Below are 20,230 nucleotides of genomic sequence, written 5' to 3' on the forward strand. Positions count from 1 at the left end.
GTTTTCAGGCGATTAAGCCTGAGCATTACGCTGTAATGCCCGTTTGGTGGCGATAGCGGAGGGGTTCCACGCGTACCCATCCCGAACACGACCGTTAAGCCCTCCAGCGCCGATGGTACTTGGACCGAAGGGTCCTGGGAGAGTAGGACGCCGCCAAGCGGACAACCACATTACCCGTGGTATTTTTTTTGCCCTTAATATTCGTATGTCTTAAAAGGGCCTTTAGCTCAGCTGGTTAGAGCGCACCCCTGATAAGGGTGAGGTCGGTGGTTCGAGTCCACTAAGGCCCACCATATTCCCTGATAGCTCAGTTGGTAGAGCACTCGACTGTTAATCGAGTTGTCACAGGTTCGAGTCCTGTTCGGGGAGCCATTTATGGAGAGGTGTCCGAGTTTGGCCGAAGGAGCACGATTGGAAATCGTGTAGGCGCCACAAGCGTCTCGAGGGTTCGAATCCCTCTCTCTCCGCCATGAATTTACTTCCCTGTTAGGGATGAGAAGCCTAGGTGGTTCGTTGAAGCATAAGCTTCGTTAGGAATGCTTCGCAATCTCGATCGTAGTGAGAGTATCCCTCTCTCTCCGCCATAAAGTTTATTAGCATGGCCCGTTGGTCAAGGGGTTAAGACACCTCCCTTTCACGGAGGTAACATGGGTTCGAATCCCATACGGGTCATAACATGGAGGCTTAGCTCAGCTGGGAGAGCATCTGCCTTACAAGCAGAGGGTCGGGGGTTCGATCCCCTCAGCCTCCACCATATTCATTTAAGAACGACGCGGGGTGGAGCAGCCCGGTAGCTCGTCGGGCTCATAACCCGAAGGCCGCAGGTTCAAATCCTGCCCCCGCAACCAAATTTTCCTTAAGCATGATGTTTTGGGACTAGCTGGCGTAGTGTAAATGAATAGTATATACTTATTAAATGACGCGGGGTGGAGCAGCCCGGTAGCTCGTCGGGCTCATAACCCGAAGGCCGCAGGTTCAAATCCTGCCCCCGCAACCAATTTACATTTATGCATTATGTCTGTGGAACCGTGGTGTAGTTGGCCTAACATGCCTGCCTGTCACGCAGGAGATCGCGAGTTCGAATCTCGTCGGTTCCGCCATTTAGTTAATTATTGTTGGGGATTAGCCAAGCGGTAAGGCAACGGACTTTGACTCCGTCATGCATAGGTTCAAATCCTATATCCCCAGCCATTTATGAGAGCCATTAGCTCAGTTGGTAGAGCACCTGACTTTTAATCAGGGTGTCGAAGGTTCGAGTCCTTCATGGCTCACCATTATTTTTAAAGTGTGCGCGTGTGGCGGAATGGCAGACGCACCAGACTTAGGATCTGGCGTTTCACGACGTGGGGGTTCAAGTCCCTTCACGCGCACCATATTTTGCGGAAGTGGCTCAGCGGTAGAGCATCGCCTTGCCAAGGCGAGGGTCGCGGGTTCGATTCCCGTCTTCCGCTCCATAATTTTTGCGCCCTTAGCTCAGCTGGATAGAGCGTTTGACTACGAATCAAAAGGCCGGGAGTTCGAATCTCTCAGGGCGCGCCATTTTTATTACTAAGTCATTACATGTTTTGACGGGATGTAGCTCAGCTTGGTAGAGCACCTGGTTTGGGACCAGGGGGTCGCATGTTCAAATCGTGTCATCCCGATTTTATACCTTTGCGGGTGTAGTTCAATGGTAGAACTTCAGCCTTCCAAGCTGATAGCGTGGGTTCGATTCCCATCACCCGCTTATAATTAAGAAACACCTGTCTATTATAGGCAGGTGTTTTTTTGTATAGTTACATTCATATGGATACAATAGAACTTAGGGCTTTTAGTTGAGGAGGTAGCTATGTTTGAATTCGAAGCTAAATTAGTGCGACCTGATGCAAGTGGGAGCTGGACTTATCTTAACGTCCCTTTTGATGCCGAACAAATATTTGAAACAAAGTCCAGGGTACAGGTAAAAGGAACTGTAAATGGAATCCCCTATAGAGGAACGCTTATGCCCCATGGAAACGGAAAGTATTTTATGGTGGTAAAGAAAGAACTACGGGATCTGGCCAAAGCTCAACCTGGTGATATTGTGCGTGTGACGATGGAGCAGGATCATCAATTACGAGAGGTAGAAGCTCCAGAGGATTTCCTTGATGCGCTGAGTAGCCATGAGCAGGCAGAAGCTTATTACAACGGTCTGGCTTATTCTTATCAGAAGGAATATGTATCTTGGATCGAAGCGGCGAAAAGACCTGAAACCAGAGCATCTCGTATCGAGAAATCAGTTAGCAAGCTCGCAGATGGATTGAGGCTAAAATAAGAATACGAATAATCGATGCAAGGTATGAACATAAGAACAGCGTCCCTTTCCCGTCATAAGGAAGAGGACGCTGTTTACGTTGGTGGATATGCGCGGGGTGGCTTAAATAAGAACGGCTACCTCACCACAATTCACGAACTTAATACTTTCGATCATTACCGACAGTTCACCTGAAGGTATGGCTAACTGGCATGTGCTACCGATCTGAGCTAACAGTAGCTGCATGCCAATAGGCGAGAACATTGAAATCTTGTTATCATTGGGTTCAGCCTGGTTTGGAAATACGATGGTGTAGGTATCTGTAGTATTGTCGTCTAAGTAACGAAGCTGAAGCTGACTTCCAATCAATACGAGTGAGTTCAATTCTTCTCCATTAAAACGGGATAGTAGTTGTTCCAGCTCGGAGCAATAACGGGACAGCAACGTTTCAGCATTGCTTCTTTGTTTACTTCGTTCCGGGAAATATTGATTTAGAAATGCGATTTTTTCCTCATCAAAATATATAAGCTGCTGGACCAATTGTGTCCTTGAGCCTTCATAAATTAGACTATGGTTCATAGTAGATTTCACCCCCTCTAAGTAGCACATTCTTTGCAAATTTGTTATGACGCGTTGCCATATTAAAATCCCTCCTATACAAATAGAGGTCCCCTAGAGGGAACCTTCTGATCAGTATAACAGCTTCTATATGTAAATCCAATCCATTTTGTAAAGGCAATTAATTCTTACTAAATATTGTATTTAAAACGTTTGACTATTACATATTTGGGTGCTATGATAGGCTGATGTTATAGGCATTTCGTAGAAAACTGCGGAATGCCTATACTATATTTCGATGATGTTTTTACATTAATGTTACCAGGGGAGTGATACGCGCCATGTACATTTCGTTGAGTTTACCTATAGAATCTAGACATAAAAATTAACTAATAAATTTATCAAAAGGAGAGATCAGGATGATTCAAGTAAAAGAGTTTGTAGATGCGGATAATTCGTATGCTGAGAATAAGGCAAATGAGTTCTTGGCAGGGCTGCGGGAGGAACAGATTGTGAATATCTGTTACGGTTCGATAGTTAAATCTTCACGTGATGGGGCAGAGCATCAAAGAAGCACAATACTGGTCGTGTATAAGACAAATGAAAGGCAATAACTGGAATACGTTTTTTTCATGCTTATCGGTTGTCTCCACGCTGTGCATCGTGATCGTTCTTATGTATTATATGTTTAGCTAATTAGCCCCTAAATTGGAATACTTAAATCGATAACTTTTCTTACAAACAAAGAGGACCTTTCCCATTACGGGTAAAGGTCCTCTTTGTTTGTATAAGTGCATTTACAGTCTTACACTCCGTCTGGGACAGATAATCCTAAACCGGATGCGACACGCTGTCCCAATTCTGGATCAGCTTTATAAAAGTGTACAATTTGACGAAGTTTAATATCGTTACTTTCAACGGGTGTCATAGCGCCTACGATATTTTGAACAAGACGGGTACGTTCTTCTTCACTCATCAGGCGATACAAGTCACCAGGTTGTGTGTAATGATCATCACTATTATAGGAGACACTGTCGGCATTTCCAGATACTTCGAATGGTGATGTTTTGTACTGTGGTGCTTCTTTAGGTCCACCTAAGCTGTTAGGCTCGTAATAAGCACCTGATCCGCCATTGTTGCCGAGTGCCATACCGCCGTCACGTTGATAGTTCTTCACTTCTACCTTTGGACGGTTGATAGGCAGGCTGTTATGGTTAGGTCCTACACGGTGACGGTGAGCATCGCCGTAAGCAAACAGTCGACCCTGTAGCAATTTATCAGGAGAAGCTTCAATACCAGGGACGAAAGAGCCAGGAGAGAACGTAACTTGCTCTACTTCCGCGAAGTAGTTCTCTGGATTGCGATCCAATACCATGCGGCCAACTTCAATTAATGGATAATCCTTTTGTGACCATACTTTGGTTACATCAAATGGATCAAAGCGGTAAGTGTTCGCATCTTCGATCGGCATAATCTGCACGTAGAGCTTCCACGCTGGGAAATCTCCTTTATCAATAGCATTGAACAAGTCTTCTGTATGATAATCTGGGTTCTCCCCAGCTATTTTGGCGGCAAGATCTGGAGCAAGGTTCTTAATGCCTTGTTCTGTTTTGAAATGATATTTCACCCAGACGGCATTGCCTTCGGCATTTACCCACTTGAAGGTGTGGCTTCCGAACCCGTGCATATGTCTCAGCGTAGCTGGAATTCCGCGATCTGACATCAAAATCGTAACCTGATGTAGAGATTCCGGTGATAAAGACCAGAAGTCCCAAACCGCATTAGGGTTCTTTAAGTGTGTCTGTGGATCACGCTTCTGTGTATGAATAAAATCAGGGAACTTGATTGCATCACGAACGAAGAATACAGGTGTATTGTTACCTACGAGATCATAGTTTCCTTCTTCGGTATAGAATTTCACAGCAAAACCTCGAGGGTCCCGAACAGTATCAGCAGAACCTAGCTCACCAGCTACCGTTGAGAAACGGATGAACAGAGGTGTACGCTTGCCTACCTCAGACAAGAAATTTGCTTTTGTATATTGGGTCAAATCTTGAGTGACCTCAAAGTACCCATGAGCGCCAGCGCCTTTAGCATGAACGACGCGTTCAGGAACACGTTCTCTGTTAAAGTGGGCTAATTTCTCAAGCAGATGAACATCTTGCAGCAAAGTAGGACCGCGATCACCGGCTGTCATTGAGTTTTGATTGTCGCCTACTGGAGCACCCCAGCTGGTTGTAAGATTATTATTATTGGAGCTCATTAATAGTATCACCTCGTAAGATTTGATTTTAGATTTAGTATAAGTTCTATATTAATGTTTTTTGGAGAAAATGCAATACTTTTTGAATAATTGACACATTACAGTATGTGGTAATCGCCGTTACATTCAGAAGTATATGATAGATCTAGTGATTAATTGCTAACCAGAATTAAAAAAGAAACAGCGTACCTCTACCATCGCTGGAGGGGTACGCTGTACTTTTTTGAAAGAAAGATATCCGTTGTCTACACTTATTATTTAATATACATTCTGTTGTAATATTCATCTAGCATTCGTTTGGTGGCAAATTCGGTACGAGTCGTTTCAATACTCTTCTTCATCATTTGTATCCACTTGTCCTGATTCTCGTAATAGGTAGGGAGTACACGATTTAATAAGGTGTCGTATAACGCATCACTATCATGCTTATCCAGAACCTCGAAGTCGGTTGTCTCAAAGCCGTCTCCAATCTGCCAGCCATTCTCGCCATCTATACAGGCTTCCGGCCACCAGCCATCTAGTATGGAACAGTTCAATACACCGTTCATAGCTGCTTTCATCCCGGAGGTTCCGCTTGCTTCCAGCGGTCTACGCGGATTGTTGAGCCAAATATCAGAACCGCGAGTCAGCTGTGCTCCGATAGTCATATCGTAGTTTTCCAAGAAGACAACACTTTTTGGATATTTTTTCATCATCGCCACTAGATTGCTGACAATTTTTTTGCCGTTATCATCGAGCGGATGGGCTTTGCCAGAGAAGACGATTTGTATTTTTCCAGACTCCAGATAAGGCTCAATAATTTCCGGCTGCGAGAAAATCAGGTCACTACGTTTATAAGGAGCAGCTCTGCGTGAGAAGCCAATGAGTAGATTGTCAGCATTTAGACTAATGCCGGACCGTTCTTTGATAAAATCAATCAGTTCACCTTTAATTTCTTGATGTACTGCCCATAGATCGCCATTTTCTTCATAGGCTTGCGTGATTCTTTCATCTACCCAAGTAGGGGTATGAATAGCATTAGTAATACCAATGATGTCCGATCTTCCAGCAACCTCTTTCCACATTTTATTAGCTGTATCCGCATGAAGCTGCGCTACTGCATTAGATATGCGGGAGAGTCGCAGACCGGCAACCGTCATGTTGAACGGATCACCACCGATTCGCTCCATCTGCTCGCGGGTTAATCCATTGAATGCACTCATGTACTCTAGGCGATCTAGCGGATGGGTTTCGTTGCCTTCTTTTATCGGCGTATGTGTAGTGAACACAACCTCTTCCCGAGTAGCTTTCCAAGCTTCCTCAAAGGTGTTGCCTCCTGACATTTTCTCACGGATTAGCTCGATGGCTGCTAAGGCTGCATGACCTTCGTTGAAATGATAGACATCAATCGGAATTCCTAGCGCACGCATAGCTTTGACTCCACCGATACCAAGCACGATCTCTTGTGCGATTCGTTCCTCGCCAAACCAGCCGTACAATTGTCCGGTAATCCAGGCATCATTATTCTCGGGGATATCCGTATCCAGTAAATACAACGTGCTGTTGCCAAAATAATCAGTCTTCCATACTTTGCACACCACATCGGTCTTTCTGACTTTAACGGTTACCTTAACCCCTGTATCTTCTAGAAAATCATAAACATAATTGTGATAGGAGTCGTACGGATTTCCGTTCGCATCAATCTTTTGGTCCGTATAACCTTGTTTCCACTTCAGCCCAATAGGGATGATAGGAGCGTTGATATCTTTGGCTCCCTTAATGTAGTCACCGGCAAGAATTCCAAGCCCTCCGGCATACATTTTGAAATCGGAATGTAACCCGTACTCCATACTGAAATAAGCTACTGATGGTAATTTTTGTTCGTTCACTTGATAAGCCTCCTAATCGCGGATTAGATTGAATTGCAGTAAAGCTGCTGGCATTATCTACGATGCAAACGTTTGCTCAAAAAACAGTCGACAATCGTTGTGGAAGCGATTGCACAACATTATTCTAGCACACTTTATCTGTAAAAGCATAACGTCGATTTGGTGAAAATAGCCAATTAGGGGCAAAATCGACGGAAGTGATTGATAAAGTGAAGGGAAGACCCTAAGATAAAGAGATTGAAGAAATAATTAATGGTGGTGTCTAAGTTGGGTATAGTTGTGATTGGAAGCTTAAATATGGATATGGTAGTACGTACGAACCGGGCACCGAATGCAGGAGAAACACTTATGGGACAAGCATTTGCTCTATCTCCCGGTGGAAAGGGAGCGAATCAAGCCGTTGCTGCAGCCCGTCTAGGTGCTGAGGTTAGTATGATCGGCAGCGTCGGAAAAGATACCTTTGGAAGCGAAATGCTGGAGATTATTAAGCAAGAGGGTATTCATATAGAGCATATCTCGGTGAGTGAAACTGAGGCAACGGGCGTAGCTTCAATCGTTATTGAAGAAGATGGAGAGAATCGGATTATCGTTGTACCCGGAGCGAATATTGATCTATCTGTGGACGATATACTGGCGTTAGAGTCTGTAATTAGTCAGGCTGAGATGATTGTGATGCAGCTTGAAATGGAACTGGCGATGAGTGAGCATGCTATTGCCATTGCACATCGTCATGGAATTCCGGTCATTCTGAATCCAGCACCAGCAAGAGTGCTTAAAGATGAGATGCTGGGTCAAGTATCGTATCTGACTCCTAATGAGACTGAAGCGGGGATTTTGACTGGAATGACGGTAGATAGTTTAGAGACTGCTGAACAGGCGGCCCGTATTTTGCTGCAAAAGGGTGTTAAGAACGTTATCGTTACTTTGGGATCTAAAGGTGCATTAATCGTTAATGCTGAGGGTGCTAAGTCAGTTCCGGGATTCCCGGTCAAGGCGATAGATACGGTTGCTGCGGGAGATTCATTCAATGGGGCATTAGCCCAGCAATTGGTTTTAGGCAAAACGTTGGAAGAAGCTGTGAGCTTCGCTAACGCTGTTGGAGCACTGGCTGTAGGGAAAGAAGGAGCAATCCCATCGCTACCGCAGTTATCAGAGGTTGAACAGTTTCTAAACATGTATCGGTAGTAGAATAAACAAGTACAGAATCTATAGTAGACGACTGGATAAGGGGCTGAAATTATGAGCAGGACAGTAACTGTTAAAAATGTGATCATCGGCGAAGGAATTCCTAAAATATGTGTTCCGTTGATTGGAGCTACCTTGTATGAATTGAAACAGGAAGCCGAAGCGTTGAAAGAACTGAGTCCCGATTTGGTGGAGTGGCGGACGGATTTTTTTGATGAAGTTGAAGACGTAGAGGCGGTTAAGTCAGCGTTAAAACAAATTCATTCTGTAATTCCGGAGTTACCACTGATTTTTACTTTTCGGAGTGCCAAAGAAGGCGGCGAAAAGCAGGTCAGCACGGAATATTACATAGCGTTGAATATAGCTGCTGCCGAAAGCGGATTAGCAGATATAATAGATGTTGAATTATTCAATGAGGAACAGGATGTAAAGTTACTAGTCGAGACTGCTCATACTCATAACGTGGCTGTTATTATATCGAATCATGATTTTCATGGAACACCTTCTCAAGAGGAGATCATCTCGCGGCTATGCAAGGCACAGGAGCTTGGCGGAGATTTGCCCAAAATCGCGGTGATGCCTCAGGATGCGGGGGATGTACTGACATTACTAGAAGCTACCCATAAGATGAAAGAACAATATGCGGACCGCCCGATTATAACGATGTCCATGGCGGGAGCTGGGGTAATCAGCCGTTTAGCCGGAGAAGTTTTCGGTTCAGCGCTAACCTTCGGAGCGGCGCATAAGCCTTCTGCACCAGGTCAGATTGCTGTGGTTGAGCTGCGCAATGTACTGTCGCTGCTGCATCGCAGTCTATAGGAGTTATTGCAAGGTTCCGAATAATAGAAATAGAGCGGCAACCGGATTTCCGATGCCGCTCTATTTCTATTTCATTATTTTGTTCCCGTGTATACGTGAACAGCATCCCTTAAGAAAGCAGCAAGCCCAGGGCTCCGCTTGTCATAATACTTGGTAAAACGCTCATCATCAACATACATTTGCGCAACACCAGCATGCGCCTCTTTGGAATAGGAATCCCAGTAGAAGGATAGCCACTGGCGGTGTAGATCAGCACTTTTTTGCGCCAATACACTGGCAGGATCTCCATGCTCCATTGCCTGCACTAGCGTCTCGAACATCTCCTCCTCAAGCTGCTGTATAGCCGCATATTGCTCCTCTGACATGCCTTTAAGCTTCTTGTTTGATTGATCCACGGTGCTGTCCCCGTATTTCTCACGAATTTCTTGACCGTATTTCTTCTCGTTATCGTCTACCAGCTTTTGCTTAAAGCCTTCGAATTTTTCAGCGTCACTCATGGTCATTCTCCCTTCTTGGTGAGCCAGCGTCTGTTCGACGTTAGCAATTAATAGGTCTAATTGATGTCTCTTTTCAAGCAGCTTGTCATGATGCTCCCGTAGCGCCTTGGCCCCGTCGAAGGACGGTTCGGTCATTATAGCTTTGATTCGTTCCAGGCTTAAGCCAAGCTCTCGATAAAATAAAATTTGCTGTAGTAGATCTACTTCAGCGCGGCCATAGATACGATACCCCGAGGAGTTGATTCTCGCCGGCTTAAGAATGCCAAACTCATCGTAGTAGCGCAGGGTTCGCGTGCTGATTCCAGCTAGCTCTGCGAGCTTCTGTACTGTGTATTCCGTAGTATCACCTCCTACAAACTCAATGTACACCTTTACGTAGCGTGAAGGTCAAATGTTTTTTTAGCGTACCCAAAACAGCGGCAGTTACCCGCTGAAGATCATTGGGAAGACTGCCGCTGTTATAGTTTGCTGATGTTTGAAGTTATTTTTGACCCATCTGCGCCGCAAAATAATTTTGTAATTCCTCTAATTTCCGAGGATCGGTTAGGGTGGTTTTGTCTGAGAAATAGTGTTCAAGAACAAGGTCCCAGGTTGGCACTATTTTTTGTGAGTTCATCGCTTTAATGGCGATTTTGACCGTCTTGCGTTCTTTGGCATTAGAGAAGGTATCTACGTAATGCTGTGAGCGCTCGAAATCCAGCTCTTTAAACACAGCGCGGAAGATTTCCGAAGTCATCTTTGCATCATCCAACGCACGGTGAGCAGATCCAGACGGCTCAAGTTCAAACAAAGCCATCGCGCTTTCCACGCTGACATCATTGCTTAGGCCGCGAGCCCGCAGTACACCCTTCAGTAAATCGAAATAGGTTGCGGACATCCAGTAGGAATCGTCCATTTTATGCATGCGCACATCCTGAATGATACGCTTCATGTCCTCGCCACCCCATGTTAGTAGCAGAACTCCGTCTGTACTTAGATCAAGCCACTCTCTAAAAGCAGTGATGACTTTCGGGAAGCGGGGTGCAATATCAATTTCCTCTTGGGGAATCCCGGTTTTTTTCTTAATAAAAGAATTAAGGGTAGAGAAATATATGGGTTTGATCAAGGAAGAGAATTCATCCTTATACTGCAATGAAGAGTCTAACCGGACAGCTCCAATCTCAATGACCTCCATAGGGTGCTCGCTGGCAAACTTACGGCCGTTGAATTCGATGTCCAGAATAATATAATCCACAGGTACTTGCCTCCGTTCCATGACTGACGCTGTAGTGCTTAATACGTCGACTACTCTATTTTAACAAAAAAAGCGATGTAATGGGGAGTATGGGAACAAGCTAATATTGGAACATAAAAAAGAACCTGCACTATGCGGGTTCTTTTTATAACTATAAATGAGCAAAGATGATTGCAGACAATAAAGTAAGACGATTAATGCTCTGGAACGGAAGCAGGTTCAGGCTGATGAATTGGCTGTTCCAGCAGGACAGATCCATCTTCAAGACGAAGCCAGGTATCGAAGTCTTGGGTGCCTTGGGTCAGTCTGATGACGCGTGCGCCCCGCATAAAGCCTTCTTTTCCATAAGTATTGTAGCCGGTAGCACGGCCATAGGAAAGACGTATGCCATACAGGCTGCCCGTAAAATCATTGATATGGTCATGTCCGCAGAAGGTGCCCAGCACATCACCCATTTCAAGCAAAGCCGAGAATAATCCCGAGTTAACCTCAGGTGAGCATACACGCTCATACTTATACCCATGACAGACTTGTGTAGACCAGACCTCACGATATTCGGGAATCGGGATATGGAAGAAAGCTAATGCAGGCAGCCTGTTCTCAGCAGTTTTAGGATTCAACCGAGCGGATTCAGCAGTTAGCCAGTTAATCTGATTCCGACTAACCCAATTGTAGCCAGGGATATGCTCCATCTCGGAGTAGCTGCCGGAGTCAACAAAATAAAGGACAGCGGCTGCTTGGCCATCGTGATCTTTTATTTCAAGTGTGTAATTGCCTGAGCCTTCAAGATCCTCTGGACCGGCTTCGGCCAGACAGTGGGGATGTTCCAATGCAATCTGCATCAGTTCACTGCGGGAAATCAGAGTTTCTGTATCATGATTGCCAAATACGAAGGCCCAAGGGGTACCTGTTTTCTCAACAGCAGCGACAGCATCCCGAAATGCTTGGGCAGGGTCTTCACACGCCTGTTCACCAGGTGAGACAGGGGCAGTGTAAATCAGATCTCCCGTGAAGACCACAAGATCAGGTTGTTCCGCTTCCAGAACGCGTTCCATCAGTTCCCGAGTACGCTGATCTTCGGCTCTTCCATCCATCCAGTGAAGATCAGTGAACTGTACAATTTTCAAGGTTCCATCTTGCTGAAATGATAAGCTGTGTCTCATTGGGGGTATCTCCCTTACTGTGTAATATTGTTAGCCGATCCAGATCCGCTGTGTGAAATGATCTCCTGAGTTTCTACCAATCATAATATCAAATTCTCCGGGCTCGTAGACCAATTGATCGTCTTTTCCGTAGAACATCAGCATATCTCTAGTGATCTCGAAAGAAACCACTTGTTTTTCATGCGCTGCGAGTGTAATTTGCCGGAAGCCCTTCAGTTCTTTGACCGGGCGAACGACACTTGCGCTGACGTCGTGGATATAGAGTTGAACGGTTTCCTTACCGGCGATGTCTGAAGTATTCTCCACCTCAATGGAGGCAACAATCCGATCGGCAGCATCAACATTGAAGTTGCTGTAATCAAAACTGGAATAGCTCAGACCATAGCCAAAGCAGAAGAGAGGGTCATTAGGGCAATCCAGATATCGAGTTACATATCGTACATTGGGATATAGGGGATCATAGGGACGTCCCGTCTGATAGGCATTGTAATAGATAGGAATTTGTCCAACCGAGTAAGGGAAGCTCATAGATAAACGACCGGATGGATTATAATCTCCGAACAGCACATCAGCTAGTGAGTTTCCGGATTCTGTACCTAGAAACCAGGCTTGCAGCAAAGCGTCGCTGGCCTCAAGAACAGGTTTTAGTTCCAGTGGTCGGCCGCTAAATACAATGGTAACAATCTTTTTGCCAGTATCTTTCAAACGCCAGATCAGCTTCTCCTGATTGGTCGACAAGCGCAGATTGGTTTTGCTTCCGCCTTCCCCGGTATCCTGCTGATTCTCACCTACAGCAGCGAGAATTACATCGCAATCCTTCAGGCGCTGGAAGGCTTCTTCGATTTCATCCTCTACATCAAAAACACCCTCCAGCATGCTTCCCAGCTCACCAGTCATGGCCGTAATAATATCTGCGGCAGATGTTTTTTGAGAAATGCCGTTGTAGAGTGATACGGCCGGGTCTTTTTCCGTTCCAGACCAGCCGCCCAGCACATGAATAGAGGTAGCGAAGGGACCAGCCAATCCAATCTTCATACCGCGTTTAAGGGGCAGAGCGTCATTGTCATTTTTCAGCAGTACCACTGAGCTGGCACCCAGCTCTCTCGCTGCTTGTAAATTCTCCGTGCTCGGCGTGGGCGCCTCATCTACTAACGGGTCTGCATCCTTGAATGGATTGTCAAACAAGCCGAGGGCATCCTTAAGTTCTAGCACTCGGATAACGGCTTCATCGATCAAAGAGACATCCAGCTTGCCTTCCTCGACCAGACCGGCACCGTGGTTTAGATAATGGGTGGACATCATTTCAATATCAAGTCCTGCAGCTATACTTTTCTCCGCTGCTTCACGGCCATCCTCAGCTGCACCATGAGGGATTAGCTCATTGACGGAATTGAAATCGGCAATGGTAACGCCGTTGAAGCCCCATTCCTCACGCAAAATTCCCCGGAGAAGTTTGGAATTACCGCTTGCTGGTATACGGTCAATCGTATTGAATGCGGCCATCACCATGGCTACACCAGCATCTACAGCAGCTTTATAGGCTGGTAGATAGAACTCACGTAATACGCCGAGGGACATATCGACCGTATTATATTCTCGACCGCCTTCGGGAGCGCCATAACCGGCGAAGTGCTTCACACAGGCAGCGATACGACCTTTTTCTTTTAGGTCTTTGCCCTGATAGCCCCGTACCATGCTCTCAGTTACACGGGCATTCAGATAAGGATCCTCACCGGACGTCTCCATCACCCGTCCCCAGCGCGGATCGCGTACGAGATCTGTCATAGGTGAGAAAGTGAGATGGATGCCGGCAGCTGCGCTCTCTTTGGCTGCAACTTCAGCAAATCGCTCGCAAGCTTCCATATCAAAGCTACAACCTATCGCAAGCGGGATCGGAAGAATTGTTCTGTAGCCATGAATGACATCCGCCATGAAGAGCAGAGGAATCTTCTGACGACTGGCTTGCAAATGCCGGGTCTGCAGATCAATCACATTTCTAGCTCCAATACCATTCAGAACACTTCCTATGTTCTCCATCACCTGTGGCTGAATGTTCAGTTCTTTAAATGGGCCGGTTAAATCCACGGTATCATCCAAACCCCAATAGTGAGGGCCTAGCTGGGTTAATTGGGCCAGTTTTTCTTCCAGAGTCATATCGTTCACAAGATCTTGGATAAAAGATTTAGTCATGGTTAACACCTTCCTCGTGAGCGCATTGATAGTTATTGTGACAATTAGATGTGCTATACCAATAAGAAAGCGCTTGCGATTTCTGTTCGCCGCTGCTTTAAGCGGGAGAGGATTCCGAGTAAAGGATAGCTTTCAATACCCTGTTCCGTGTGCATACGCAGATTAATATTATTGGATGAGACATGTAATAGATCGGTACGGGGAGTTCAACGTCAGACGTCATAGATAGAGGCTGACATGTTATGAAAGAACAGATAGAAACGTTTCCATAAACGATACATATCGATCTTAGTCCGAAGGCCATAAAAAGTCAATTATCTTCGTGAAATCGGCCGATTCATTATATTTAGGTTGTAAAATGTGATTTTTATTACTAGAAAAACAAAAATAAAATGAATTGACAGCGCATACATCTAGGGAGTATGATTTTCGTACAGGGAGTTTCAAAGAAATTATGGAAACGTTTCTATATCATCCGATACGCCTTATCATAAAGGATGAGCAATCAGTTTTAAGCTGGTTGCGGGACAGGAAAGGAAGCTAAGTTATGCATCTGACGAAATGCATTTTTCAAATTGGAGGTGGGCTCATTGGCAAGAATTAAGCTTGCGGGTGGAAATATTGTCCGGGAAGTCATTAAGAACAAAGTGCTTTTTCTAATGTTGCTGCCTGTAATCCTATACTTTATTATTTTTCACTATGCGGTAATGCCTGGCGCTTACGTCGCATTCGTAGATTACAAGCTCAATAAGGGTATTTTCGGTAGTAATTTCATTGGCCTTAAGAACTTTGAGTTCCTGTTTCAAAACGGTGATCTCTGGAATATTACCAAAAATACACTACTCTACAATGTTGTATTTCTTGCCTTGGGGAATATTATTCAAATCGTTTTCGCCATTATGTTATCTGAAATAGCAGGTAAGTGGTTCAAGAAGATAACGCAGTCCGTCATTCTTCTTCCAAACTTTATCTCAATGGTTATCGTCGGTGTATTTGCCTACAACTTGTTCAACTTCAACTCAGGTTTTATTAATACGATGTTTGTAAGCTTGGGGTTAGATCGTTATGAATTTTACTCTGACCCTGGGATTTGGAAGTATATCATTGTTGCCTTTAAGATTTGGGCTGGAACTGGATACGGTATGATTGTCTATTTGGCAACCATTACAGGAATTAATCATGATTTGTATGAGGCGGCCTATATGGATGGGGCTACGACCTGGCAGCGGATTCGCTACATGACTCTTCCAATTCTGAAGCCTACTTTTATTCTATTGCTGTTGTTCGGATTGGGTGGCATTCTTAAAGGCTCCTTCGACCTATTCTACAACCTGATTGGTACTAACTCCGTGCTGTATCCGCAGACGGATATCATTGATACCTATGTCTTCCGTTCATTAGTGGGGCAATTCAACTTCTCCATGGGTGCGGCAGTCGGCTTCTATCAATCCTTATTCGGTCTGATTCTGGTACTGGTGATAAACTTTATTGTTCGTAAGGTCGAACCAGACAGCGCATTATTCTAAATTCAGAAACGAAATAGGGGTGATATCAGTGGAACAATCAAAAATCAAGCAGGATTCTGGCAGTATTCTCATTAAAGCGGTCAGCTATCTCTGCATTACAATCTTTGCACTATTTTGTGTATTTCCTTTTGCATTAATGATCTCTTCCTCGTTCATGAATGAACAGGAAATTGTCCGTGAAGGCTATAAGCTCTGGCCAAAGGAATTCTCATTAAAGGCTTATGAATTGCTGTTGAATAACTCTGGCAAACTAGTAAGTGCTTATCAGGTTACGATTTTTATCACCGTAGTAGGTACGGTACTTGGACTATTCATGATGTCAATGGCTGGGTTCGTACTTAACCGAAAAGATTTCAAATATCGTAATTTCTTCTCCTTTATGATTTACTTTACAACGCTTTTCAGCGGTGGTTTGATTCCAACGTATATCCTGATGGTCAAACATCTTCATATGAAGGACAGCTTATTCGCCATGATCCTTCCGGGTGTAGTGGGCGCTTGGTCCATCTTCCTAATGCGTAACTTTATGAAAGCTATTCCGGATTCTCTATATGAATCCGCTACAATTGACGGCGCCGGTGACTTCCGCATCTATTGGCGGATATTCATTCCACTAGCAGTTCCATCCTTAGCAACAATTGGATTGTTCTCGGCACTGGGCTTTTGGAATGAATGGTATAACGGAATGTTGTATATCGACGATCCGACGAAGTATCCGCTTCAATACTTCTTGCAGCGAATGGTCAATCAGGCGAATCTCGGAGCGCTAGTCAATTCGGGGGCGGTAATCAATACTGCTGATCTTCCGACGCAATCCATTAAAATGGCTACAGCTGTGCTAGCTACTGGACCTATTATTCTTCTATATCCATTTGTGCAGCGTTACTTCGTAACAGGCCTCACAATCGGGGCAGTAAAGGGTTAATGGACGTTTCCTTTTCATAGGGCGTTTATTATAAATCAAGCAATCATTATTAACAGAAAAAAAGGGAGGTTTACCTAATGAAAGGTAAAAAAACGGCGTCTTCTTTACTAGCTGTCCTAATGCTTACGGGGGCACTTACAGCTTGCTCATCATCCAAAGACAATGCTTCTAGCAATGATGCAGCAGCTACTAAATCACCAGAAACATCTGCTAACAATACAGGAGGAGTCGATACTTCCAAAGAAGCTAAGCTGACGTACTACTTGTGGGGCAGTGAAGGTGTTCAAAATAAGGCGATTCTAGCTGAGATTAACAAAAAACTCAAGGCAGATATCAATACAACTTTAGAAATTAAATATATCGACTGGCCAGATATTGCAACGAAATATCCATTGCTATTTGCTTCTGGTGAAACATTTGATTTGTCACATGCTTCTCCTGGAGCACCGGTAAACTACTATACATTAGCAAGTGAAGGTGCGTTGGTAGACATTACTGACATGCTCGACAAAGTTGCTCCTAAGCTGAAGGCAGAAATTCCAGCAAGTGTGTGGGAAAATACGAAGGTCAAAGGTAAAATCTATGGTGTTCCGAGTCTTTATAGCGAATATACACCAAGCGGTTATGCTTATCGTGTAGACTTGCTGAAAAAATACGGCATGGAAAAAATTGCATCTATCGACGATATGGTTAAATACATGGACAATGTAGTTGCCAATGAATCATTCCCACCTATTAATGGTAAAGCTGAAGATGCACAAAATATGTTCAGAATGCTCGTAGATACTACTGGTCAGTGGCTTAATGCACCAGGGATCTCAACAAATGAAATCAATTTAGTGACTAAGAGCGCAGAGGACTACAAAACAGTGTTCTCTCCAGCCTACACCCAAGAATTCGAAGATTGGGCTGTGAAGATGCGTGAATGGGCAGACAAGGGATACTGGGGCAAAGATGTACTGTCCTCATCACTTGGAAGCAAGGATAACTTCAGAGCAGCAAACTCCGCGGGTTACTTGACGCATACTCAGGACTGGCTCGGTCAATATGGCGGGGATAAGACTGCACTACCAGGGGTAGAAACTGATTTCTATACTTTTGCAGAAGCTAACAAGAAGATTAAACGTAAAATGGGTGTTGATAACTCTACCGTAATTAGTGTCAACTCTGAGAATCCAGAGCGTTCTTTGATGGTAATCGAGAAGTTCATGACTGACGAAAGCTACTACAACCTCATCCAAAACGGTATTGAAGGTAAGCAATATGTCATGGAAAATGGAGTTAAAAAGCAGCCTGCAGGCTTCAACGAAAAAACAGACGGCGGAGGTTTCGCTGCTTGGTCACTTCGTAATGACAAATTCGTAGTTCCTACGGACACAGAGAACCCAATCCGTAACTCTCTGTTCGCAGAGTGGGATAAAGTGGCTATCAATGATCCATACAACGGCTTTACTTTCGATCCAGCGAATGTAACTACAGAAATTGCTTCCATCTCCAACGTGAATTCCCAGCTTGGTATTCAATTGATGCTTGGTAAAACAAGCAAAGATCCTAAAGCTGCTGTAGCGGATTACCGTGAGCAACTGAAAAAAGCAGGAATTGACAAGGTTATTGCCGAAGTAGAAAAGCAATTGGCTGAGTTTGTTCCGGTGAACTAAAGAACGTTAAAAGGTGTGAGGGAGCTATAGTTTCATATAGCTCCCTTATTCATAAGTGGGGGAGTATAGTGGACGTAAATATCAAGGATATCGCGCGGATTTCCGGTGTGGGCATCTCGACGGTTTCCAGGGTCATCAACAACAAGGGGCTGGTGAGCAAGGCTACACGGGAAAAGGTTCTAAATGTTGTAAAGGAATATAATTACATTCCCAATTCGAATGCAAGAAATTTAAAAACTACGGAGTCTAAGAACATTGCACTTATGGTCAAGGGGATTACGAATCCGTTCTTCTCCAATATGATCAAAGAAATCGAGCGCCAGGCTAATCTGCGAGGTTATCCTTTCCTTATTCATCAGGTAGAGGACGGTACGGATGAAATCAATGCGGCGATTCAGCTGATCAAAGAAAAAAATCTATGCGGGATCATCTTCATGGGGGGAACCTACAATCATTCCGAAGAGAAATTCAAGCAGCTGACGGTTCCGTTTGTACTGACGACGATCACCTCCACGCAAGAGGTAGACCCGGATATCTTTTCTAGTGTCACCATTAATGAATTGAAAGAAGCATATAAAGCCACCAATTATTTGATCTCACTTGGGCATGAGAATATTGGTTTTCTAGCCAAGTCCCCACTGCTGGATGAAACTACAGGGAACCGGCGATATTTGGGCTACAAGAAAGCACTGGAAGAACATAATCTGCCTTATGATCCACAGCTGGTAGAGGATTGTGAATACAGTCCTAGCTCGGGATTTGATGCAGCACGAAGACTGCTTAAAAGGAATAAGGGAGTAACCGCAATATTTGCGGCTTCTGACACGATTGCTATCGGTGCTGCCAAAGCTGTACTTACCGCGGGGTTGTCTATCCCGGATGATATTTCAATCATTGGCTTTGACGGAATTGAGATGGCTGAATATTTTCATCCTTCACTCGATACGATCAGCCAACCGGGTACAGAAATGGCCTTATCTAGCGTGGGCGTCCTGTTTGATCTTATTTCTGGACGATCAGGCCATCAGCATATTGTCTACGATGCGGTATTGCTCAAACGAGGCTCTTGCAAGATGCTCAAAACACTTAAGGTATAATACTGACTATAAACGCTATCATTGGAGTGGTAACCCAAATGCAAGACACATTAAGAATAGGTACTCTAGTTCGTGGCGGGGAGGCCGTCGCCGTTATTCCGCAAATTGTTCAGCATGGGTTTGAGTCCTTTAACTTGAACTTTTGGCAGACCACCGGTGAAACTAATCTTGTAGAAACAGCTGCACGACTCAGGGAACTGGCTGCTGAACATGATTTTGTCATCTCTTCTGTTGGGATTTATGGCAATCCACTTTCAGGAACAGGCGACAACGCTGACACACTCGCCAGCTGGGAGCGGCTGATTGATCATGCGCATTTATTCGGCACAGATATTATCGGCGGATTCACCGGACGTCTTCCAGGTTCTTCGATTGACGAGTCGATTCCGAGATTTGCAGAGGTGTTTAGTGAATTGTCCAAAAGAGCAGCCGATCGTGGCTTAAGAATTGCTTTTGAAAATTGCTCTATGGGTGGAAATTGGCAGGCCGGAGAGTGGAACATTGCTCATAATCCTTCAGCCTGGGAGAAGATGTTCAATGCGGTTCCAGCAGATAATTTGGGTTTGGAATGGGAACCGTGCCACCAGCTGATCGGTCTCATTGATCCGATTCCGCAGCTACGAAAATGGGTGGATAAGGTATTCCACGTACATGGCAAGGATGCCACCATTGCTTGGGATATCGTCAAGGAATATGGGATTCACGGACCTAAGTCTTATGTGTGGGATCGGACACCTGGCTTTGGAGATACGAATTGGGTGGATATCATCACGATTCTGCGCCAAGCCGGCTATAAGGGAACTATTGATATTGAAGGCTGGCATGATCCTGTCTATCAAGGTGAGTTAGAAATGACTGGACAAGTGCATGCGCTAAATTATCTGAAGTATTGCCGAGGTGGCAGTTTTGTCCCTAATCCGGTGTAAAGGATATCAGATAGTAACAGCCCAAAAATGACCTCAACATCCACAATGA

General features: G+C 44.8%; 16 protein-coding genes, 15 tRNA genes and 1 rRNA gene. 25 read left to right on the forward strand and 7 right to left on the reverse strand.

Translation table 11 applies throughout. The features are described 5' to 3' along the window. Nucleotides 1-42 precede the first annotated feature (42 nt). The 17 genes from rrf (at nucleotide 43) to ACN6MV_RS04400 (ending at nucleotide 2,293) form a co-directional block, all read left to right on the forward strand. Nucleotides 43-159 (forward strand): 5S ribosomal RNA (gene rrf / locus ACN6MV_RS04320). A gap of 57 nt (nucleotides 160-216) precedes the next feature. Next, nucleotides 217-293, forward strand: a tRNA-Ile gene (locus tag ACN6MV_RS04325). A gap of 3 nt (nucleotides 294-296) precedes the next feature. Further along, nucleotides 297-372, forward strand: a tRNA-Asn gene (locus ACN6MV_RS04330). A gap of 5 nt (nucleotides 373-377) precedes the next feature. Continuing rightward, nucleotides 378-470, forward strand: a tRNA-Ser gene (locus tag ACN6MV_RS04335). 130 nt (nucleotides 471-600) lie between these two features. After that, nucleotides 601-672, forward strand: a tRNA-Glu gene (locus ACN6MV_RS04340). A 6-nt stretch (nucleotides 673-678) separates the two neighbouring features. Continuing rightward, a tRNA-Val gene (locus tag ACN6MV_RS04345) sits at nucleotides 679-754 on the forward strand. A gap of 17 nt (nucleotides 755-771) precedes the next feature. Next, a tRNA-Met gene (locus tag ACN6MV_RS04350) sits at nucleotides 772-848 on the forward strand. Nucleotides 849-920: 72 nt separating this feature from the next. Beyond that, nucleotides 921-997 (forward strand) — tRNA-Met (locus ACN6MV_RS04355). A gap of 25 nt (nucleotides 998-1,022) precedes the next feature. After that, nucleotides 1,023-1,100 (forward strand) — tRNA-Asp (locus ACN6MV_RS04360). 16 nt (nucleotides 1,101-1,116) lie between these two features. Beyond that, nucleotides 1,117-1,191, forward strand: a tRNA-Gln gene (locus ACN6MV_RS04365). A 7-nt stretch (nucleotides 1,192-1,198) separates the two neighbouring features. Next, a tRNA-Lys gene (locus tag ACN6MV_RS04370) sits at nucleotides 1,199-1,274 on the forward strand. Nucleotides 1,275-1,289: 15 nt separating this feature from the next. Next, a tRNA-Leu gene (locus ACN6MV_RS04375) sits at nucleotides 1,290-1,373 on the forward strand. A gap of 6 nt (nucleotides 1,374-1,379) precedes the next feature. Continuing rightward, nucleotides 1,380-1,454 (forward strand) — tRNA-Gly (locus tag ACN6MV_RS04380). 8 nt (nucleotides 1,455-1,462) lie between these two features. Further along, nucleotides 1,463-1,539, forward strand: a tRNA-Arg gene (locus ACN6MV_RS04385). A gap of 30 nt (nucleotides 1,540-1,569) precedes the next feature. After that, nucleotides 1,570-1,643: transfer RNA gene (locus ACN6MV_RS04390), tRNA-Pro, on the forward strand. 12 nt (nucleotides 1,644-1,655) lie between these two features. After that, a tRNA-Gly gene (locus tag ACN6MV_RS04395) sits at nucleotides 1,656-1,726 on the forward strand. A gap of 102 nt (nucleotides 1,727-1,828) precedes the next feature. After that, the gene (locus ACN6MV_RS04400; RefSeq protein WP_339289282.1) at nucleotides 1,829-2,293 is read left to right on the forward strand and encodes a YdeI/OmpD-associated family protein; all 465 of its coding nucleotides are present in this window, start codon (nucleotides 1,829-1,831) and stop codon (nucleotides 2,291-2,293) included. 102 nt (nucleotides 2,294-2,395) lie between these two features. On the opposite strand, the gene ACN6MV_RS04405 is transcribed toward ACN6MV_RS04400, so the two are convergent. Then, nucleotides 2,396-2,851, reverse strand: coding sequence for a GreA/GreB family elongation factor (locus tag ACN6MV_RS04405; protein WP_076121435.1), 456 nt, complete (start codon nucleotides 2,849-2,851; stop codon nucleotides 2,396-2,398). Between the two features lie 398 nt (nucleotides 2,852-3,249). Here ACN6MV_RS04405 and ACN6MV_RS04410 point away from each other — a divergent pair, with 398 nt between their 5' ends. Next, the gene (locus ACN6MV_RS04410) at nucleotides 3,250-3,444 is read left to right on the forward strand and encodes a sporulation protein Cse60 (RefSeq protein WP_042124253.1); all 195 of its coding nucleotides are present in this window, start codon (nucleotides 3,250-3,252) and stop codon (nucleotides 3,442-3,444) included. 191 nt (nucleotides 3,445-3,635) lie between these two features. Here ACN6MV_RS04410 and katA read toward each other — a convergent pair whose 3' ends face one another. Both katA and glgP read right to left on the reverse strand, forming a co-directional pair. Beyond that, a complete protein-coding gene (gene katA, locus ACN6MV_RS04415) occupies nucleotides 3,636-5,093 on the reverse strand; it encodes a catalase KatA (protein ID WP_419885790.1) in 1,458 nt (485 codons plus the stop codon). Nucleotides 5,094-5,347: 254 nt separating this feature from the next. Next, the gene (gene glgP / locus ACN6MV_RS04420; protein WP_419885791.1) at nucleotides 5,348-6,961 is read right to left on the reverse strand and encodes an alpha-glucan family phosphorylase; all 1,614 of its coding nucleotides are present in this window, start codon (nucleotides 6,959-6,961) and stop codon (nucleotides 5,348-5,350) included. A 252-nt stretch (nucleotides 6,962-7,213) separates the two neighbouring features. On the opposite strand from glgP, the gene rbsK reads away from it, so the two are divergent. Together rbsK and aroD are read left to right on the forward strand one after the other, a co-directional pair. Beyond that, on the forward strand, nucleotides 7,214-8,146 hold the full coding sequence (rbsK, locus tag ACN6MV_RS04425) for a ribokinase (protein ID WP_419885792.1): 933 nt from the start codon (nucleotides 7,214-7,216) through the stop codon (nucleotides 8,144-8,146). 54 nt (nucleotides 8,147-8,200) lie between these two features. Beyond that, nucleotides 8,201-8,965 carry a type I 3-dehydroquinate dehydratase gene (gene aroD / locus ACN6MV_RS04430; protein WP_419885793.1) on the forward strand — a complete coding sequence of 255 codons (765 nt, stop codon included), beginning with the start codon at nucleotides 8,201-8,203 and terminating at the stop codon, nucleotides 8,963-8,965. A gap of 74 nt (nucleotides 8,966-9,039) precedes the next feature. Here aroD and ACN6MV_RS04435 read toward each other — a convergent pair whose 3' ends face one another. The 4 genes from ACN6MV_RS04435 to bglX all read right to left on the reverse strand — a co-directional run bounded on the left by ACN6MV_RS04435 (nucleotide 9,040) and on the right by bglX (nucleotide 14,049). Further along, the gene (locus ACN6MV_RS04435; protein ID WP_375104838.1) at nucleotides 9,040-9,831 is read right to left on the reverse strand and encodes a MerR family transcriptional regulator; all 792 of its coding nucleotides are present in this window, start codon (nucleotides 9,829-9,831) and stop codon (nucleotides 9,040-9,042) included. A gap of 112 nt (nucleotides 9,832-9,943) precedes the next feature. After that, entirely contained in the window at nucleotides 9,944-10,696 is a 753-nt protein-coding gene (locus ACN6MV_RS04440) for an exonuclease domain-containing protein (RefSeq protein WP_419885794.1), read from the reverse strand. Nucleotides 10,697-10,890: 194 nt separating this feature from the next. Then, on the reverse strand, nucleotides 10,891-11,859 hold the full coding sequence (locus ACN6MV_RS04445) for a metallophosphoesterase family protein (protein ID WP_375104840.1): 969 nt from the start codon (nucleotides 11,857-11,859) through the stop codon (nucleotides 10,891-10,893). 30 nt (nucleotides 11,860-11,889) lie between these two features. Beyond that, on the reverse strand, nucleotides 11,890-14,049 hold the full coding sequence (gene bglX / locus ACN6MV_RS04450) for a beta-glucosidase BglX (RefSeq protein WP_375104841.1): 2,160 nt from the start codon (nucleotides 14,047-14,049) through the stop codon (nucleotides 11,890-11,892). A gap of 590 nt (nucleotides 14,050-14,639) precedes the next feature. On the opposite strand from bglX, the gene ACN6MV_RS04455 reads away from it, so the two are divergent. From ACN6MV_RS04455 to ACN6MV_RS04475, 5 genes are all read left to right on the forward strand, one after another. Then, nucleotides 14,640-15,575, forward strand: a complete 936-nt coding sequence (locus tag ACN6MV_RS04455) for an ABC transporter permease (protein WP_231574041.1) — start codon at nucleotides 14,640-14,642, stop codon at nucleotides 15,573-15,575. A 28-nt stretch (nucleotides 15,576-15,603) separates the two neighbouring features. After that, entirely contained in the window at nucleotides 15,604-16,500 is an 897-nt protein-coding gene (locus ACN6MV_RS04460; protein ID WP_339289297.1) for a carbohydrate ABC transporter permease, read from the forward strand. A gap of 77 nt (nucleotides 16,501-16,577) precedes the next feature. Beyond that, complete coding sequence (locus tag ACN6MV_RS04465) at nucleotides 16,578-18,158, forward strand: DUF3502 domain-containing protein (RefSeq protein WP_339268871.1); 1,581 nt, start codon at nucleotides 16,578-16,580, stop codon at nucleotides 18,156-18,158. A gap of 68 nt (nucleotides 18,159-18,226) precedes the next feature. Next, nucleotides 18,227-19,255, forward strand: a complete 1,029-nt coding sequence (locus ACN6MV_RS04470; protein ID WP_197069744.1) for a LacI family DNA-binding transcriptional regulator — start codon at nucleotides 18,227-18,229, stop codon at nucleotides 19,253-19,255. A gap of 38 nt (nucleotides 19,256-19,293) precedes the next feature. Next, nucleotides 19,294-20,181, forward strand: coding sequence for a sugar phosphate isomerase/epimerase family protein (locus ACN6MV_RS04475; protein ID WP_076121418.1), 888 nt, complete (start codon nucleotides 19,294-19,296; stop codon nucleotides 20,179-20,181). The last annotated feature ends 49 nt before the right edge of the window (nucleotides 20,182-20,230 follow it).

Source organism: Paenibacillus sp. B-A-8 (genome assembly GCF_048572915.1).
In the GTDB taxonomy this organism is placed as follows: Bacteria; Bacillota; Bacilli; order Paenibacillales; family Paenibacillaceae; genus Paenibacillus_AQ.

What these genes read in the sequence shown, in the direction of transcription:
- katA (WP_419885790.1), bottom strand. Translation starts at nt 5,093, where the DNA reads ATGAGCTCCAATAATAATAATCTTACAACCAGCTGGGGTGCTCCAGTA.
- rbsK (WP_419885792.1), top strand. Translation starts at nt 7,214, where the DNA reads ATGGTGGTGTCTAAGTTGGGTATAGTTGTGATTGGAAGCTTAAATATG.
- aroD (WP_419885793.1), top strand. Translation starts at nt 8,201, where the DNA reads ATGAGCAGGACAGTAACTGTTAAAAATGTGATCATCGGCGAAGGAATT.
- ACN6MV_RS04405 (WP_076121435.1), bottom strand. Translation starts at nt 2,851, where the DNA reads ATGAACCATAGTCTAATTTATGAAGGCTCAAGGACACAATTGGTCCAG.
- ACN6MV_RS04445 (WP_375104840.1), bottom strand. Translation starts at nt 11,859, where the DNA reads ATGAGACACAGCTTATCATTTCAGCAAGATGGAACCTTGAAAATTGTA.
- bglX (WP_375104841.1), bottom strand. Translation starts at nt 14,049, where the DNA reads ATGACTAAATCTTTTATCCAAGATCTTGTGAACGATATGACTCTGGAA.
- ACN6MV_RS04465 (WP_339268871.1), top strand. Translation starts at nt 16,578, where the DNA reads ATGAAAGGTAAAAAAACGGCGTCTTCTTTACTAGCTGTCCTAATGCTT.
- ACN6MV_RS04475 (WP_076121418.1), top strand. Translation starts at nt 19,294, where the DNA reads ATGCAAGACACATTAAGAATAGGTACTCTAGTTCGTGGCGGGGAGGCC.
- ACN6MV_RS04400 (WP_339289282.1), top strand. Translation starts at nt 1,829, where the DNA reads ATGTTTGAATTCGAAGCTAAATTAGTGCGACCTGATGCAAGTGGGAGC.
- ACN6MV_RS04410 (WP_042124253.1), top strand. Translation starts at nt 3,250, where the DNA reads ATGATTCAAGTAAAAGAGTTTGTAGATGCGGATAATTCGTATGCTGAG.